A 15871-nucleotide genomic window follows, 5' to 3' on the forward strand; every position below is an offset into this window, starting at 1 on the left:
AAAGGGTCTATAATGGATAGAAAAACAAAGGAGAATACTATGAAAACAAGGAAAGTATTGGCTCTTGCGGGAGTCACTTTATTAGCAGCTGGTGTCTTAGCGGCTTGTTCTGGTGGTTCTGCTACTAAAGGTGAGCAGACTTTTGCATTTACCTACGAGACAGACCCAGATAATCTCAACTATTTGACAACCAGCAAGGCAGCTACTTCAAACATTACTAGTAACGTCATTGATGGATTGCTTGAAAATGACCGTTATGGGAATCTTGTTCCCTCTATGGCAGAGGACTGGTCAGTTTCTAAAGATGGTTTGACCTACACTTATAAGATTCGTCAGGATGCCAAGTGGTACACATCTGAAGGGGAAGAATATGCTCCTGTCAAGGCTCAAGACTTTGTAACAGGTCTTAAATATGCAACAGATAAGAAATCACAAGCTCTTTACTTGGTACAGGATTCAATCAAGGGGCTGGATGCTTATGCTAAAGGGGAAAATAAAGATTTTTCTCAAGTTGGAATTAAAGCCCTTGACGATCAAACAGTCCAATACACTTTGAACAAACCTGAAAGTTTTTGGAATTCTAAAACAACAATGGGTGTCTTGGCACCAGTTAATGAAGAGTTTTTGAACTCAAAAGGGGATGATTTTGCTAAAGCGACAGATCCAAGCAGTATCTTGTATAATGGTCCTTATTTGTTAAAATCTCTTGTGGCTAAATCTTCCGTTGAATTTGCAAAAAACCCTAACTACTGGGATAAAGATAATGTTCATGTTGATAAGATAAAATTGTCATTCTGGGATGGTCAAGATACCAGCAAACCTGCGGAAAACTTTAAAGATGGTAGTCTTACAGCAGCCAGACTTTATCCTACAAATGCAAGTTTTGCAGAACTTGAAAAAACGATGAAGGACAATATTGTCTATACCCAACAAGACTCTACGACTTATCTAGTTGGTACAAATATTGATCGTCAGTCCTATAAATATACTTCTAAGACTAGCGACGAACAAAAGACATCTACTAAAAAGGCTCTCTTAAACAAGGATTTCCGTCAGGCTATTGCCTTTGGTTTTGATCGTACGGCCTATGCTTCACAAGTGAACGGTGCCAGTGGTGCAAGCAAAATTTTGCGTAATCTCTTTGTGCCACCAACATTTGTTCAAGCAGATGGGAAAAACTTTGGCGATATGGTCAAAGAAAAATTAGTAACCTATGGGGATGAATGGAAGGATGTTAATCTGGCCGATGCCCAAGATGGTCTCTACAATCCAGAAAAAGCCAAGGCCGAATTTTCGAAGGCTAAGTCAGCTTTACAGGCAGAAGGCGTGACCTTCCCAATTCACCTAGACATGCCTGTTGATCAGACAGCAACTACAAAAGTTCAACGTGTTCAATCTTTCAAACAATCGGTTGAAGAAACCTTGGGTACAGATAATGTCGTAATTGATATTCAACAACTACAAAAAGATGAAGTCTTGAATATTACCTACTTTGCTGAAACAGCAGCTGGGGAAGATTGGGATATTTCAGATAATGTTGGTTGGTCTCCAGACTTTGCGGATCCATCTACTTACCTCGATATTATCAAACCATCAGTTGGTGAAAACACTAAAACCTACTTTGGCTTTGATTCTGGTACAGATAATGCTGCAGCTAAGAAGGTTGGTCTGAACGACTATGAGAAATTGGTAACTGAAGCTGGAAATGAGACAATAGATGTAGCAAAACGTTATGATAAGTATGCTGCAGCCCAAGCTTGGTTGACAGATAGTGCCTTGATTATTCCAACAACATCACTCACTGGTCGCCCAATCTTGTCTAAGATGGTAGCATTTACGATGCCGTTTGCCTTCTCTGGTAACAAGGGGACAAGCGATCCGCTCCTATACAAATACTTGGAACTTCAAGACAAGGCAGTCACTGTGGATGAATACCAAAAAGCTCAAGATAAATGGATGAAAGAAAAAGAAGAATCCAATAAAAAAGCGCAAGAAGAACTTGCAAAGCATGTGAAATAAGATAAAAAGAAGTTAGTTATTCGCTAACTTCTTTTGGTTTATCGAAAACGAATTGAAACCTATCCTCACATTCAAAGATTATCAAACTAATTTTTTTGTAGAAAAAATCCTGAGTTTTTATTCTCAGGATTTTCTTTCATCTCACTGTTGTGGTTGTTGAACTTGTGGATTTTGTGGCGTTGGTTGTACTGGTTGTGTCGGTTGAACAGCCTGACCAGCTTGTCCTTGGTTAGGATCAGTTGCTGGGGCATTATGTGGTTGTTGACCAACCGTCGTACTTGCCTGTGTAGTTGAACTTTCAGCTGTTGTGCTTGGAGTTTCTACCGTTTGTGTTTGTTGTGTTACTGAATTATTCCATGTGTTCTTGGCACTATTTTGGAAGACGAATTCTCCATTTCGGAATAGGCCGTCTGGCATCGTCCAATCTCCAGGTTGGTCATCTTCTGATAGATACGAAATCATTGAGCGATAAACCTTAGCAGCAACTAGGAAACCATCTCCAACGATTGGAGTTAAACGATTTGAGTATCCTGTCCATACAGCCATAGAATACTTACGAGTATAACCTACAAACATTTCATCTGGAGCTACGTAGCCAGTGTTCTTGATATACTTTTCAATTTCGTCGTCAGTATAGTTAGAAGTACCTGTCTTACCTGCTTGTGGAAGCCATGGTAGGTAAGCACCACGTCCGGTTCCGTATGCTAAAACAGTTTTCATCATTTCGGTCATCATATAGGCAGTAGTTTCTTTCATAGCTCGTTTACCAGCATCAGAAAATTCTTTTTCACTACCATCACTGAAGACGATTTTATTGATATACATTGGTTTGTGGTAAATACCACCATTAGCAAAGGCGGCATAAGCAGCAGCCATTTTTTCACTACTTGCACCGTACTGTTTGTTGGATTCAGTTGTGTTACTTGAAATGGCGTTTGCATAGTGGATGCTTGGATAATCGATACCTAAGCCATTTAGGAAGGTTTTCGCTCGATCTAAACCAACCTTATTTAATGTTTCAACAGCTGTAACATTACGTGACTGTTGGAGTGCATACTGAATTGTAATATTTCCAAAGTAGCCATGATCCCAGTTGTAGACAGGAGTATCAGTACCAGGATAGTTATAAGGAACATCATGTACAATAGAAGCAGTAGAGTCATAGACTCCATATTCTAAAGCAGGAGCATAGTCAGTGATTGGTTTCATAGTAGAACCCCAGTCACGGTTGGTTTCAACGGCTTGGTTGATTCCGAAAGATACATTACTTGATTGGTGACGGGCACCTAACTGAGCAATGACTTTACCATTTGTTACATCCACAATAGTGGAAGCTACTTGAAGTTCATCATCTGGATAAGCAACGTACTCATCTGTATTGTAAACATCCCAAAGTCGCTGTTGAACATCTTTGTCGACATTAGTATAGACTTCCATACCTGTGGTAAGAAGGTTGTAGCCCGTTTCTTGTTCGACTTGGTCGATTACTTCTTTGAGGTAGTTGTCCATATAGGCAGGGTAACTATTGGCTGACTTCAAGCTTTGTAGACCTTCAGTGATAGGAGTATTAATAGCTTTTTCGTAATCTTCTGCACTGATATATTTCTGTCCCTTCATTTCTGAAAGTACTAAGTTCCGACGCTCTAGAGCGGCTTCTGGGTGGGAATATGGATCATATTGGTTTGGTGCTTGAGGCATTCCCGCTAGGAGTGCTAACTGTGGCAAGCTTAAATCCTTCAAGTCTTTTCCATAGTAATTTTCGGCTGCGGTTTGCATTCCATAGTTACCGTTAGACATGTAGACTTTGTTTATGTAGTAGGTCAGGATTTCTTGCTTGGTTGCTTTTTGTTCTAGTTGAACGGCCAGCCAAGCTTCTTGGGCTTTACGTGACAAAGTTTGATCAGCAGTTGAAGTAGAGAAATAAGTTAATTTAATCAATTGCTGAGTCAAGGTCGAAGCCCCTTGTAGCCCTCCTTTCCCTTGGAGGTTTCTCAATGCTGCACCCATGATACGAATGGTATCAACACCTCTATGATCAAAGAAACGGTGGTCTTCGATAGATACGATAGCCTTGACCAAATCCGTAGGGATTTCATTGGCTTGAGCATTTACGCGACGTTCAGATCCCAAGTCAGCAATCAGTTCGTTTTTATTGTCATAAATCTTGCTAGAGGTTGTCGCAACTAATTTACTTTCAGATAAGGCTGGAGCCTTGCTAACAAAGTAGAGGAAGATACCTCCACCCAATAGAAATAATGCGATAAATAAGGTAAGAAATGTAATTCCAATATACTTTAAGAATCGCAGAATGGTTTGTTTATTCATCTTGTTTTACCACCTAGTAAATGTTCTTTGATAATATCGAGATAGGGAATTTGAGGGAAAGCTCCTTGCTTTATTAAATATCCGCATTCTTGAATATATCCAAGTGGCATTGATTTTTGGCCCTTATCTTGATGATAAAAGCGAATCAAATCAAGTGCCGGCAACAAATAAGTTTCTTGTCGAGAAGAAAAATGAAGTAGTACGAAGCAAATGCCCTGCTGTTCTAGAACTTGTTCCATATGTTGAATCTGGTGAAGATGGAAGTTCTTCATTGGGATAGCATTTTTTTGCCGCGTTTCCTTGGCTTCAAAGTCAATGTAATGTCCTCTATATACGCCAGAGTAATCTGTTGTGGAAGCTTGTCTAAAGTAGGCTTCTACAATTTTGGCTCGACTACGTTGAGGATAGTCTACTCGAACAATCTGAACAGGCGTTGGCTTTTTATGGATAACTGCCATACCATGCGTCAGATAGTAGTCGTTTGTAGCGTTGATCATCTTTTCAAAAGTCATTCCTCGATTTGCGAAATTTTTTGGTTGAGAAATGGATGTTTGGCTTTTTTTTGATGAAATTTTATGAGGATAGTTGACCATATTTCTCCTTATTGGTACAATAACATCACTCTATTATACCATAAAAATAGAAAGAAAGGTGTAAAAATGACTACAGCTTTAATTATGGGATATTCTAATTTTGACTTGGGTTTGTTTAATGAAAAAGATATCAGGTTAAAAATTATAAAGAAAGCCATTCGCCGTGATTTAGAAAGTTTAGCAGAAGAAGGGATTAAATGGCTGGTCTTTACAGGAAACTTGGGATTTGAATCTTGGGTGCTGGATGTCGCAAATGAAATGAAAGAAGAATATGATTTCAGCCTAGCGACCATTTTTGATTTTGAAACACACGGGGAAAATTGGAATGAAGCGAATCAGCTTAAACTTAGCCAATTTAAGCAGGTCGATTTTGTCAAATATGCCTATCCTAAATATGAACATATGGGGCAACTACGAGACTACCAACGATTTTTACTGGAAAATACTGATTTAGCTTATTTTTTCTATGACCCAGAAAATGAGACTAAATTAAAATTTATAGACAATTTGATGAAAAATCAGGAAGGTTATCGCATAAAAAGGCTAACCTTTGAAGACTTAAATGAGCTAGTAGAAAATTTTTCTGAAAAGTAAGGCTTTGACCTTGATTTTTGTTTGCCTTTTTTTATATAATAATACTATTAGAAATTGAGAATGGAGAGAGAGATGGCAAGTATTATTTTTACAGCAAAAGATATTTTTGAGCAAGAGTTTGGACGTGAAGTTCGTGGGTATAGTAAGGTTGAAGTTGATGAATTTTTGGATGATGTCATCAAGGACTATGAAACTTATGCTGCTCTAGTCAAATCTCTCCGTCAAGAAATTGCTGAGTTGAAGGAAGAATTATCTCGTAAACCAAAACCTTCACCAGTTCAAGCAGAGCCTCTTGAAGCGGCAACTACAAGCTCTATGACGAATTTTGATATTTTGAAACGCTTGAATCGTCTCGAAAAAGAAGTATTTGGAAAACAAATTTTGGATAACTCTGATTTATAAGAGCTTATTTAAAATGTGCAATTTTTGGATAATCGCGTGGAGAGAATTTCTTTTCATGAGGAAAGTCCATGCTAGCACAGGCTGTGATGCCTGTAGTGTTTGTGCTAGGCGAAACCATAAGCCTAGGGACGAGAAATCGTTACGGCAGTTGAAATGGCTAAGTCCTTGGATAGGTCAGAGTAGGCTTGAAAGTGCCACAGTGACGGAGTCTTTCTGGAAACGGAGAGAGTGGAACGCGGTAAACCCCTCAAGCTAGCAACCCAAATTTTGGTCGGGGCATGGAGTGCACGGAAACGAACGTAGTACTCTGACTGCTATCAGCTCTATGCTGTTAGTGGTAGACAGATGATTATCGAAGGAAGTGGTCCTAGTCACTTCTGGAACAAAACATGGCTTATAGAAAATTGCATATAGGTTGGGGCTGAGAAAACTTTCTCAACCTCATTTTTTAAAGTGGACATATAGAAAGGTCTGATAAGACTGAAAATGAAAAAAGAATTTAATTTAATCGCGACCGCTGCGGCGGGTCTTGAAGCCGTTGTTGGGCGAGAAATGCGGGAGTTGGGCTACGATTGTCAGGTTGAAAATGGCCGTGTTCGTTTTCAAGGAGACGCGAGAGCCATCATCGAAACCAACCTCTGGCTTCGTGCAGCAGACCGTATTAAGATTATCGTTGGATCTTTCCCTGCTAAGACTTTTGAGGAGCTGTTTCAGGGAGTTTTTGCTCTAGATTGGGAAAATTATTTACCGCTTGGGGCTCGTTTTCCGATTTCAAAAGCCAAATGTGTTAAATCTAAACTTCACAATGAGCCAAGTGTTCAGGCTATTTCTAAGAAAGCTGTTGTTAAGAAGTTGCAGAAACACTATGCCCGTCCAGAAGGGGTTCCTCTGATGGAAACTGGTCCTGAGTTTAAGATTGAGGTTTCTATTCTTAAAGATGTGGCAACTGTCATGATTGATACGACAGGGTCTAGCCTCTTTAAACGTGGTTATCGTACCGAAAAAGGGGGAGCTCCTATCAAGGAAAACATGGCGGCAGCCATTTTGCAACTCTCTAACTGGTATCCAGATAAGCCCTTGATTGATCCGACCTGTGGTTCAGGAACTTTCTGTATCGAGGCAGTTATGATTGCTAGGAAGATGGCTCCTGGTCTTCGTCGCTCCTTTGCCTTTGAGGAATGGGATTGGATTAGTGATCGTTTGATCCAAGAAGTGCGTACAGAAGCAGCTAAGAAAGTGGATCGTGAGCTTGAGCTAGATATCATGGGCTGTGATATCGATGCTCGCATGGTGGAAATTGCTAAGGCTAATGCACAGGCAGCAGGGGTTGCAGGCGATATTACCTTTAAGCAGATGCGCGTGCAGGATTTACGTTCCGATAAAATCAATGGAGTGATTATCTCCAACCCGCCTTATGGTGAACGCTTGTCAGATGATGCAGGGGTTACCAAGCTTTATGCTGAGATGGGTCAAGTATTTGCCCCGATGAAAACGTGGAGTAAATTTATCCTAACTAGTGATGAAGCTTTTGAGACCAAGTACGGTAGTCAGGCGGATAAGAAACGGAAGTTGTACAACGGAACTTTAAAAGTTGATTTGTATCAATATTTTGGTCAGCGTGTTAAACGTCAGGAAGCAAAGTAGGAAGGAAAACTCATGAGTAAGAACAGACGGAATCGTCATAAAACAGAACATCCAGAAGCGCAATTTGATTTTGATGATGCCAAAGAGCTAACGGTTGGAGAAGCTATGCGAAAAAATGAAGAGGTGGAAGCAGGTGTGTTGCCTGGAGATTCTATCTTGGACAAGTATGTGAAACAACATAAAGATGAAATTGAGGCAGATAAGTTTGAAACACGCCAGTTTAGCAAGGATGATTTAGTTGAAAAAGAAGAGGTAGAGGAGACTCAGACTCTGGATAATTTGCTTCAAGAGCTTCGTGAGGAAACAGGAGTAACTTCTCCAGCTCCAGAAGATGAATTGCGTCAGTTTGATGATTTAGAATTAACAAGAGTTTCAGAAACTCCTCTTGTCGAAGAATTTGAGACTGAAGAGGTACCATTGGTTGGAGCGGAAGAGGCTCTCACACGTTCTCGAGTGACGGATAGTGAAGATGGGAAAAGTAAGAAGAAATGGGTGCTTTACGGTATTCTAGCCGCATTAGTGGTTCTTATCCTTGGAACTGGTTATTATGTTTATCGTCAAGTAGCTCGTTCGACCAAGGAAATCCAGACTTCTCAATCATCTACAAACACGCAGTCAGATGCAGAAGAATTCAATAATTTATATGATGCTTTCTATACAGATAGCAACAAAACAGCTTTGAAGAATAGCCAGTTTGATAAACTGAGCCAACTGAAGACCTTACTTGATAAATTAGAAGGTAGTCGTGAATATACGCTTGCAAAATCTAAATATGATAGCCTCGAAACGCAAATCAAGGCCATTCAAGAGGTCAATGCTCAATTTGAAAAGCCAGCTATTGTTGATGGTGTTGTAGATACAAATGCCAAAGCCAAATCGGATGCTAAATTTACAGATATTAAAACTGGAAATACGGAGCTTGATAAATTGCTAGATAAGGCTATCAGCCTTGGTAAGAGCCAGCAAACAAGTGCTTCAAGCTCAAGTTCAAGTGAAACTAGCAGCTCAAGCTCTAGTCAAGCAAGTGAAAATACTGCTAGTGAAACAAGTCCAAGTAGCTCAAATACTGCATCAACTGAAACTAGCAGTACTCGCAGTGAAGTCAATATGGGTGTATCAAGTGCAGGGGTTGCTGTTCAAAGAAGTGAGAGTCGTGTTGCCTATAATCAATCGGCTGTTGATGATAGTAACAACTCTGCCTGGGATTTTGCTGATGGTGTTTTGGAACAAATTTTAGCGACTTCACGCTCACGTGGTTATATCACTGGTAACCAATACATCCTTGAACGTGTCAATATCGTTAATGGTAATGGTTATTACAACCTCTACAAGCCAGATGGAACCTATCTCTTTACCCTTAACTGTAAGACAGGATACTTTGTTGGAAATGGTTCTGGACATGCGGATGCTTTGGACTACTAAGCAGTCGTTACAAAATTCTTTCTTTTCAAAAGTAAAAATGATAAAATAAAACAAATTAAACAAGAGGAGTGTCAAATGACAAAAGCTAACTTTGGTGTTGTTGGTATGGCCGTAATGGGTCGTAACCTTGCCCTTAATATTGAATCTCGTGGTTACACAGTTGCTATTTACAACCGTAGTAAAGAAAAAACTGAAGATGTAATTGCTTGCCATCCTGAAAAGAACTTTGTACCAAGCTATGACGTTGAAAGTTTTGTAAACTCAATCGAAAAACCTCGTCGTATCATGCTCATGGTTCAAGCTGGACCTGGTACAGATGCTACTATCCAAGCCCTTCTTCCACATCTTGACAAGGGTGATATCTTGATCGACGGCGGAAACACTTTCTACAAAGATACAATCCGTCGTAATGAAGAATTGGCAAACTCAGGTATCAACTTTATCGGTACTGGGGTTTCTGGTGGTGAAAAAGGTGCCCTTGAAGGTCCTTCTATCATGCCTGGTGGACAAAAAGAGGCCTACGAATTGGTTGCAGATGTTCTTGAAGAAATCTCAGCTAAAGCACCAGAAGATGGTAAACCATGTGTGACTTACATCGGTCCTGATGGAGCTGGTCACTATGTGAAAATGGTTCACAATGGTATTGAGTATGGTGATATGCAATTGATCGCAGAAAGTTATGACTTGATGCAACACTTGCTAGGCCTTTCTGCTGAAGACATGGCTGAAATCTTTACTGAGTGGAACAAGGGTGAATTGGACAGCTACTTGATCGAAATTACAGCTGATATCTTGAGCCGTAAAGATGATGAAGGTCAAGATGGACCAATCGTAGACTATATCCTTGATGCTGCAGGTAACAAGGGAACTGGTAAATGGACTAGCCAATCATCACTTGACCTTGGTGTGCCATTGTCACTCATCACTGAATCAGTATTTGCACGTTACATCTCTACTTACAAAGAAGAACGCGTACATGCTAGCAAGGTTCTTCCAAAACCAGCTGCTTTCAAATTTGAAGGAGACAAGGCTGAGTTGATTGAAAAAATCCGTCAAGCCCTTTACTTCTCAAAAATCATTTCATACGCACAAGGTTTTGCGCAATTGCGTGTAGCTTCTAAAGAAAACAACTGGAACTTGCCATTTGCAGATATCGCATCTATCTGGCGTGATGGCTGTATCATCCGTTCTCGTTTCTTGCAAAAAATTACAGATGCTTACAACCGTGATGCAGACCTTGCCAACCTTCTTTTGGATGAATACTTCTTGGATGTTACTGCTAAGTACCAACAAGCAGTGCGTGACATCGTAGCTCTTGCGGTTCAAGCTGGTGTACCAGTGCCAACCTTCTCAGCAGCTATTACTTACTTTGATAGCTACCGTTCAGCTGACCTTCCAGCTAACTTGATCCAAGCACAACGTGACTACTTTGGTGCCCACACTTACCAACGTAAAGACAAAGAAGGAACCTTCCACTACTCTTGGTATGACGAAAAATAAGTAGGTCTGCCATGGGGAAACGGATTTTATTACTTGAGAAAGAACGAAATCTAGCTCATTTTTTAAGTTTGGAACTCCAAAAAGAGCAATACCGAGTTGATCAGGTTGAGGAGGGGCAAAAAGCCCTTTCCATGGCTCTTCAGACAGACTATGACTTGATTTTATTGAATGCTCATCTGGGGGATATGACAGCCCAGGATTTTGCAGACAAGCTGAGCCGAACTAAGCCAGCTTCAGTCATTATGGTCTTGGACCATCGCGAAGACTTGCAAGATCAGATTGAGGCAATCCAACGCTTTGCCGTTTCGTACATCTATAAGCCAGTTATTATTGAGAATTTGGTGGCTCGTATTTCAGCGATTTTCCGAGGTCGGGACTTTATCGACCAACACTGTAGTCAGATGAAGGTTCCAACGTCTTACCGCAATCTGCGTATGGATGTAGAACATCATACTGTTTATCGTGGCGAAGAGATGATTGCTCTGACGCGTCGTGAGTATGATCTTTTGGCTACTCTTATGGGAAGCAAGAAAGTCCTGACTCGTGAGCAGTTGTTGGAAAGTGTCTGGAAGTATGAAAGTGCGACAGAAACAAATATTGTGGATGTCTATATCCGTTATCTACGTAGCAAGCTTGATGTAAAAGGTCAAAAAAGCTACATTAAAACCGTGCGTGGTGTTGGTTACACCATGCAAGAATAGAATGGCAGTCATGCTCGTGTAACTGCTTTTTGAGCTCCATACTATCTGTAGCAGGAATCCCTGAATAATAGATAGTATGGAGCTTTTTTGAATAGCTACAAATGATGGCTTGTAATGGTCCAAAGGTCTGGTCAGGGAGAATGATTTCTTCTTGACCATAGTTTATACTCAATGAAAATCAAGGAGTAAACTAGGAAGCTAGCTGCAGGTTGCTCAAAACACTAATTTTGAGGTTGCAGATGGAAGCTGACGTGATTTGAAGATATTTTCGAAGAGTATTTGTATCTGATGGACTTTACTTTCATAGTTTCCTATTTTTGGCACTCAAAAGGAATGGCTTATATGTAGGATAAGTTGACATGTTCTTTATAAGTATTCAAAAAAATGGCATTTATCATAGTCTTGAAGAAAAGGAAAATTTTATTTTTATTTTAACGCTATAATATAATAAATGGTTTAAATCCTGAAATATTCTGAAAATAATGGAAAATAATAAAAAATAATTAATATAATTGACAAATCTGCTAATGTAAATTATAATATTGATTGTATGTGTATGTGTATGTGTATGTGTATGTGTATGTGTATGTGTATTACATGCTATTTTTTAGATATCAAAAGGAGAAAATGTGATGTATTTTAATCGTAAAAATGCAGAGCAAAAGAACTGGAGAATGATCAAAAAAGGGAAGCATTTCCTATTCGGTTGTTCTCTTGTTTTTGCAGTCGGAGCTAGTTTAGCTACCCAAGTGGTTCATGCAAACACAGCAGAAACTACTGTAGCAAACAACTCGACTACTGGGGATGTTAACCCTACACAGAACGGAGATGGCAAGACTTATGAGGCACCTGCTGTAGCAGAAAACAAGCCAGAAGTTGCTGGAACACCAGCTGTGTCTACAACAGAACCAGCAGTAGCGGCAAAACTTGATGGAGAAACTGCAAAAGAAGTTAAAGCTTTAGACAAAACTAAACTAGAAAACTACATTGCAGAAATCGAAGCAAAATTAGCTAACGGAACATACGAAAACAAAACTGAAGAAAGTGTTGCGGTACTAAAAGCTGACTTAGAAGCTGCGAAAGCTACATTAGCAAACGCAACAACTCAAGGTGAAATCACAAAAGCTTACAATAAACTTGTAACTACAGCTAACACTAAATTAAAAAATAAACCTGTAGAGAAAAAAGAAACTCCAGCAGTAGACACTACTAATGGAAAAGAAACTGTAGGTAAAAAAGCAGAAAACACTGAGAAAAAATCAGAATCTAACTCAATCGAAAACACAGGATCTAACGACCCACGTAACGGTAAAGCATTAGATAAAAATAATGCTTTTAGGGCGGAAATTGCCTATAATATTGATTCTCAGGGGAACGACTATGGGAAAAAAGACAGTGTTATTACTAGTGGTATAAGAGGTTCATCTGAATCTGGTAATGCAATAACTGCTGTTAATTCCGTAATGAAATATAGAGCTCGTTACAATACAGATGCTACTGGGAAAATTACTTCTGTAGACTGGCAAGTTTTTTTCAATGACCATTTACAAAATTTCGCTAATGACTATGGAGTAAAGAATGAAGTGTTCCGAAACTACATTCAGATTCCTAATGAAGTGAATATGCCTACGGATATTCGCCGATTGCAATATAGAGCGGAAATGAAATTTGTAGACAGAAAATATCAACTAGTTGGCGGAGATGGAAGTGCTCTTAGTGATACTGTAACTTTTGATAACCCTACTCCATCCACAGCAGCAGGGCGTGCTCTTGCTAAAAATGAGAATTTGAAAATAAATGGTAGTTGGGACAATTATACTAGAGGACTAGATACTCTGTATAATAACACTAGCTTCTACTATAAGGATGCGGTAAAAGACGAGCTATCTGATACAAAAAATTTAGTAAACTCAAATGCTTTGCCAGGTAAGCGTGTTATCTATGATAATTCGAATACAGGTGGTAACTATAGAGACGGTTATGTATGGGAGTTTACAACAACAGTTCCTAATACAGTAACAAATGAACAGTTGAAAAACATGAAGGTTTCGATGGGGATGTTGAGTACCGGGACAGCAGGAGTTGACCACGGTTTCCACAGAATTGCAGAGAACCCTGTAAATCTATCAAAAGCTGATGTTACCCCTCCAACTGTAAAAACTCAAACAGTTAAAGTTAATGAACAACCAAAAGCAGAAAATTCAATTGCTAACTTCAAAGATCTTCCTGCTGGAACAAAAGCTGAGTTCAAGACACCAGTAAACACAGCAACGCCAGGAGAAAAAACAGCAACAGCAGTTGTAACATACTCAGATGGTTCGAAGGTAGAAGGACCAGTAAAAGTAATTGTTGAAAAAGAAGCAGCCCAACCAGCAGCCCCAGTTGCTCCAGCAGCTCCAGCAGTAGCGCCAACAGTAGAGATTCCTTACTCTAATAAAGCTACTAAAGAAGTTTATGTATATGCTGGAGAAAAAAATTCATTCGATATCAAATTCAAAGATGATAGCGGGAAAATCACTAGCGCAATTGTAAATGGCGGAGGAAACCAACCATTTAATCCAGTTGAAGGTGAAGCAAATAAAATTAACGCTAAATATGGATTTACAGCGAATAAAATCACTACTGAAACCCCAGCAACAGCAGATACACCAGCAGTCATTACTTACTCAGGTACACCAGCGGCGACAGATGATTTGACAAAAGATAAACTGGATGCGGCAACTAAAGGTGAAAATCCAAAAGGTATGGTTTTAGGCTGGCGCTATGCAACTGCAACGGATACAGATGGTGCATCCATTGAGAATAAAGCCGTAGGTAGCTCAAACGCGACTGACCCAGGTTCATTCCTTCTTATGCTTAAGGGACAAGCTCAAAAATATGATATTGCAGCTCCAACAGAAAAAGTTACTGTAGCAGATCCAGCTAACGTAACAGAAGCTGAGCTAGGCAAAATCAAAGAGAAACTCCAACTTGAGTACTCTCAAACAAATGATGATGCTAACTTGGCAGACAAAAAAGGTACAACTGTAGCTGATAAAGATGCTAAGATCCAATCAGTAACAAAAGACGATAAAGGAAATCTTGTTGTAACCTATAAAGATGGTTCTCAAGATAAAAAACCATTGTCAGAATTTGTACGTACAAATGAAAAACCAATAGTAGAAATTCAATATTCAGATCCAGCGCCTAATAAAAAAGAAGTGTATGTTTACGCATCAGAAGTTAATTCATTTGATATTAAAATCAAAGATGATAGCGGAAAAATTGCAAGTGCTGAGTTAAGAAGAGGAAGTAACCAAGAATTTAAAGACGTAGCAGGAGAAACTAATAAACAAGATACTCAATACGGATTTACTGCTAATAAATTTACTTCTGAAACAACGGCAACAGCAGAGAATCCAGCTGTTATCACGTATACTGGTACTCCAGCACCAGAAGGAGATTTTACAAAAGAAAAATTTGAAAAAGCAATTCAAGATGGAGGAACTCCACTAGGATGGCGTTTTGTAAAAGCCATTGATAAAGATGGAGCAGATGCTAGAGGAAATGGTAGAGATGCTACTGACCCAACTGCGGTTAATGTAATTCTTAAACCTCAAACTTTAAAATATGATATCCAAACTCCAGCAGAAGCTGACAAAGTAGTTGTATCAGATGTTAACAATGTTACTGATAAAGAGTTTGAAAAAATTAAAGAGAAAGTTAAAGTTGAATATTCTCAAAACAATCCAGATGCACGTTTAGCTGACAAAAAAGGTAAAGAAGTAGAAGCTGCTTCAAAAGTTGTTGATAAAGTAGAAAAAGAAGGAAACAATCTTGTTGTAACCTATAAAGATGGTTCTCAAGATAAAAAACTATTATCAGAATTAACACGAACTAACCAAAAACCAACAGTAGAAATTCAATATTCTGACCCAGCACCAGATAAAAAAGAAGTATATGTATATGCATCAGAAGTGAATTCTTTTGATATTAAAATCAAAGATGATAGTGGTAAACTTGCAAGCGCTGAGTTAAGAAGAGGAAGTAACCAAGAATTTAAAGACGTAGCAGGAGAAACTAATAAACAAAATACAGAATATGGATTCACTGCGAATAAATTCACTACTGAAACAACAGCAACAGCAGAAAATCCAGCTGTTATTACATATACAGGTACTCCAGCACCTGAAGGGAAGTTTACAAAAGAAAAATTTGAAAAAGCAATTCAAGATGGAGGAACTCCATTAGGATGGCGTTTTGTAAAAGCCATTGATAAAGATGGAGCAGATGCTAGAGGAAATGGTAGAGATGTTACCGACCCAACTGCGGTTAATGTAATTCTTAAACCTCAAACTCAAAAATATGATATTAAAACTCCAGCAGAAGCTGACAAAGTAGTTGTATCAGATGTTAATAATGTTACTGATAAAGAGTTTGAAAAAATTAAAGAGAAAGTTAAACTTGAATATTCTCAAAACAATCCAGATGCACGTTTAGCTGATAAAAAAGGTACAGAAGTAGAAGCTGCTTCAAAAGTTGTTGATAAAGTAGAAAAAGAAGGAAACAATCTTGTTGTAACCTATAAAGATGGTTCTAAAGATAAAAAACCATTAGCAGACTTAACTAAGACAGCAGACGACGCAGCTAAGCCAAATGCAGGTAACGATGTGGTTAAACCAGCAGATAAGA

General features: G+C 39.1%; 10 protein-coding genes and 1 other RNA gene. 9 read left to right on the forward strand and 2 right to left on the reverse strand.

All coding sequences use genetic code 11. The annotated features are described in order from the left end of the window. The first annotated feature begins 39 nt into the window (after positions 1–39). Entirely contained in the window at positions 40–2019 is a 1980-nt protein-coding gene (locus tag QP439_RS03750) for a peptide ABC transporter substrate-binding protein (RefSeq protein ID WP_285387685.1), read from the forward strand. Positions 2020–2160: 141 nt separating this feature from the next. Here QP439_RS03750 and pbp1a read toward each other — a convergent pair whose 3' ends face one another. Next, positions 2161–4344 (reverse strand): penicillin-binding protein PBP1A, encoded by a 2184-nt coding sequence (gene pbp1a / locus QP439_RS03755; RefSeq protein ID WP_285387688.1) that lies wholly within the window; start codon positions 4342–4344, stop codon positions 2161–2163. Then, positions 4341–4937 (reverse strand): Holliday junction resolvase RecU, encoded by a 597-nt coding sequence (recU, locus tag QP439_RS03760; protein ID WP_049502079.1) that lies wholly within the window; start codon positions 4935–4937, stop codon positions 4341–4343. Before recU ends, pbp1a begins: the two co-directional genes overlap by 4 nt. Positions 4938–5003: 66 nt before the next feature. Here recU and QP439_RS03765 point away from each other — a divergent pair, with 66 nt between their 5' ends. The 8 genes from QP439_RS03765 to QP439_RS03800 form a co-directional block, all read left to right on the forward strand. After that, positions 5004–5531, forward strand: coding sequence for an SLOG family protein (locus tag QP439_RS03765; RefSeq protein ID WP_049516192.1), 528 nt, complete (start codon positions 5004–5006; stop codon positions 5529–5531). A gap of 72 nt (positions 5532–5603) precedes the next feature. Continuing rightward, positions 5604–5933 carry a cell division regulator GpsB gene (gpsB, locus tag QP439_RS03770; protein ID WP_180958229.1) on the forward strand — a complete coding sequence of 110 codons (330 nt, stop codon included), beginning with the start codon at positions 5604–5606 and terminating at the stop codon, positions 5931–5933. 20 nt (positions 5934–5953) lie between these two features. Continuing rightward, positions 5954–6335: RNase P RNA component class B (gene rnpB, locus QP439_RS03775), an RNA gene on the forward strand. An 84-nt stretch (positions 6336–6419) separates the two neighbouring features. Beyond that, on the forward strand, positions 6420–7577 hold the full coding sequence (locus QP439_RS03780; RefSeq protein ID WP_285387692.1) for a THUMP domain-containing class I SAM-dependent RNA methyltransferase: 1158 nt from the start codon (positions 6420–6422) through the stop codon (positions 7575–7577). Positions 7578–7589: 12 nt separating this feature from the next. Further along, positions 7590–8999 carry a cell division site-positioning protein MapZ gene (gene mapZ, locus QP439_RS03785; protein WP_285387694.1) on the forward strand — a complete coding sequence of 470 codons (1410 nt, stop codon included), beginning with the start codon at positions 7590–7592 and terminating at the stop codon, positions 8997–8999. Between the two features lie 75 nt (positions 9000–9074). Then, positions 9075–10499 carry an NADP-dependent phosphogluconate dehydrogenase gene (gene gnd, locus QP439_RS03790; RefSeq protein ID WP_000158778.1) on the forward strand — a complete coding sequence of 475 codons (1425 nt, stop codon included), beginning with the start codon at positions 9075–9077 and terminating at the stop codon, positions 10497–10499. Positions 10500–10510: 11 nt separating this feature from the next. Then, positions 10511–11200, forward strand: a complete 690-nt coding sequence (locus tag QP439_RS03795) for a response regulator transcription factor (protein ID WP_000518027.1) — start codon at positions 10511–10513, stop codon at positions 11198–11200. A 632-nt stretch (positions 11201–11832) separates the two neighbouring features. Next, positions 11833–15871, forward strand: a 4039-nt coding sequence (locus QP439_RS03800; RefSeq protein ID WP_285387697.1) for a Rib/alpha-like domain-containing protein, incomplete at its 3' end; no start/stop codon positions are given.

The organism is Streptococcus sp. UMB1203, from assembly GCF_030217725.1.
Classification (GTDB): Bacteria; Bacillota; Bacilli; order Lactobacillales; family Streptococcaceae; genus Streptococcus.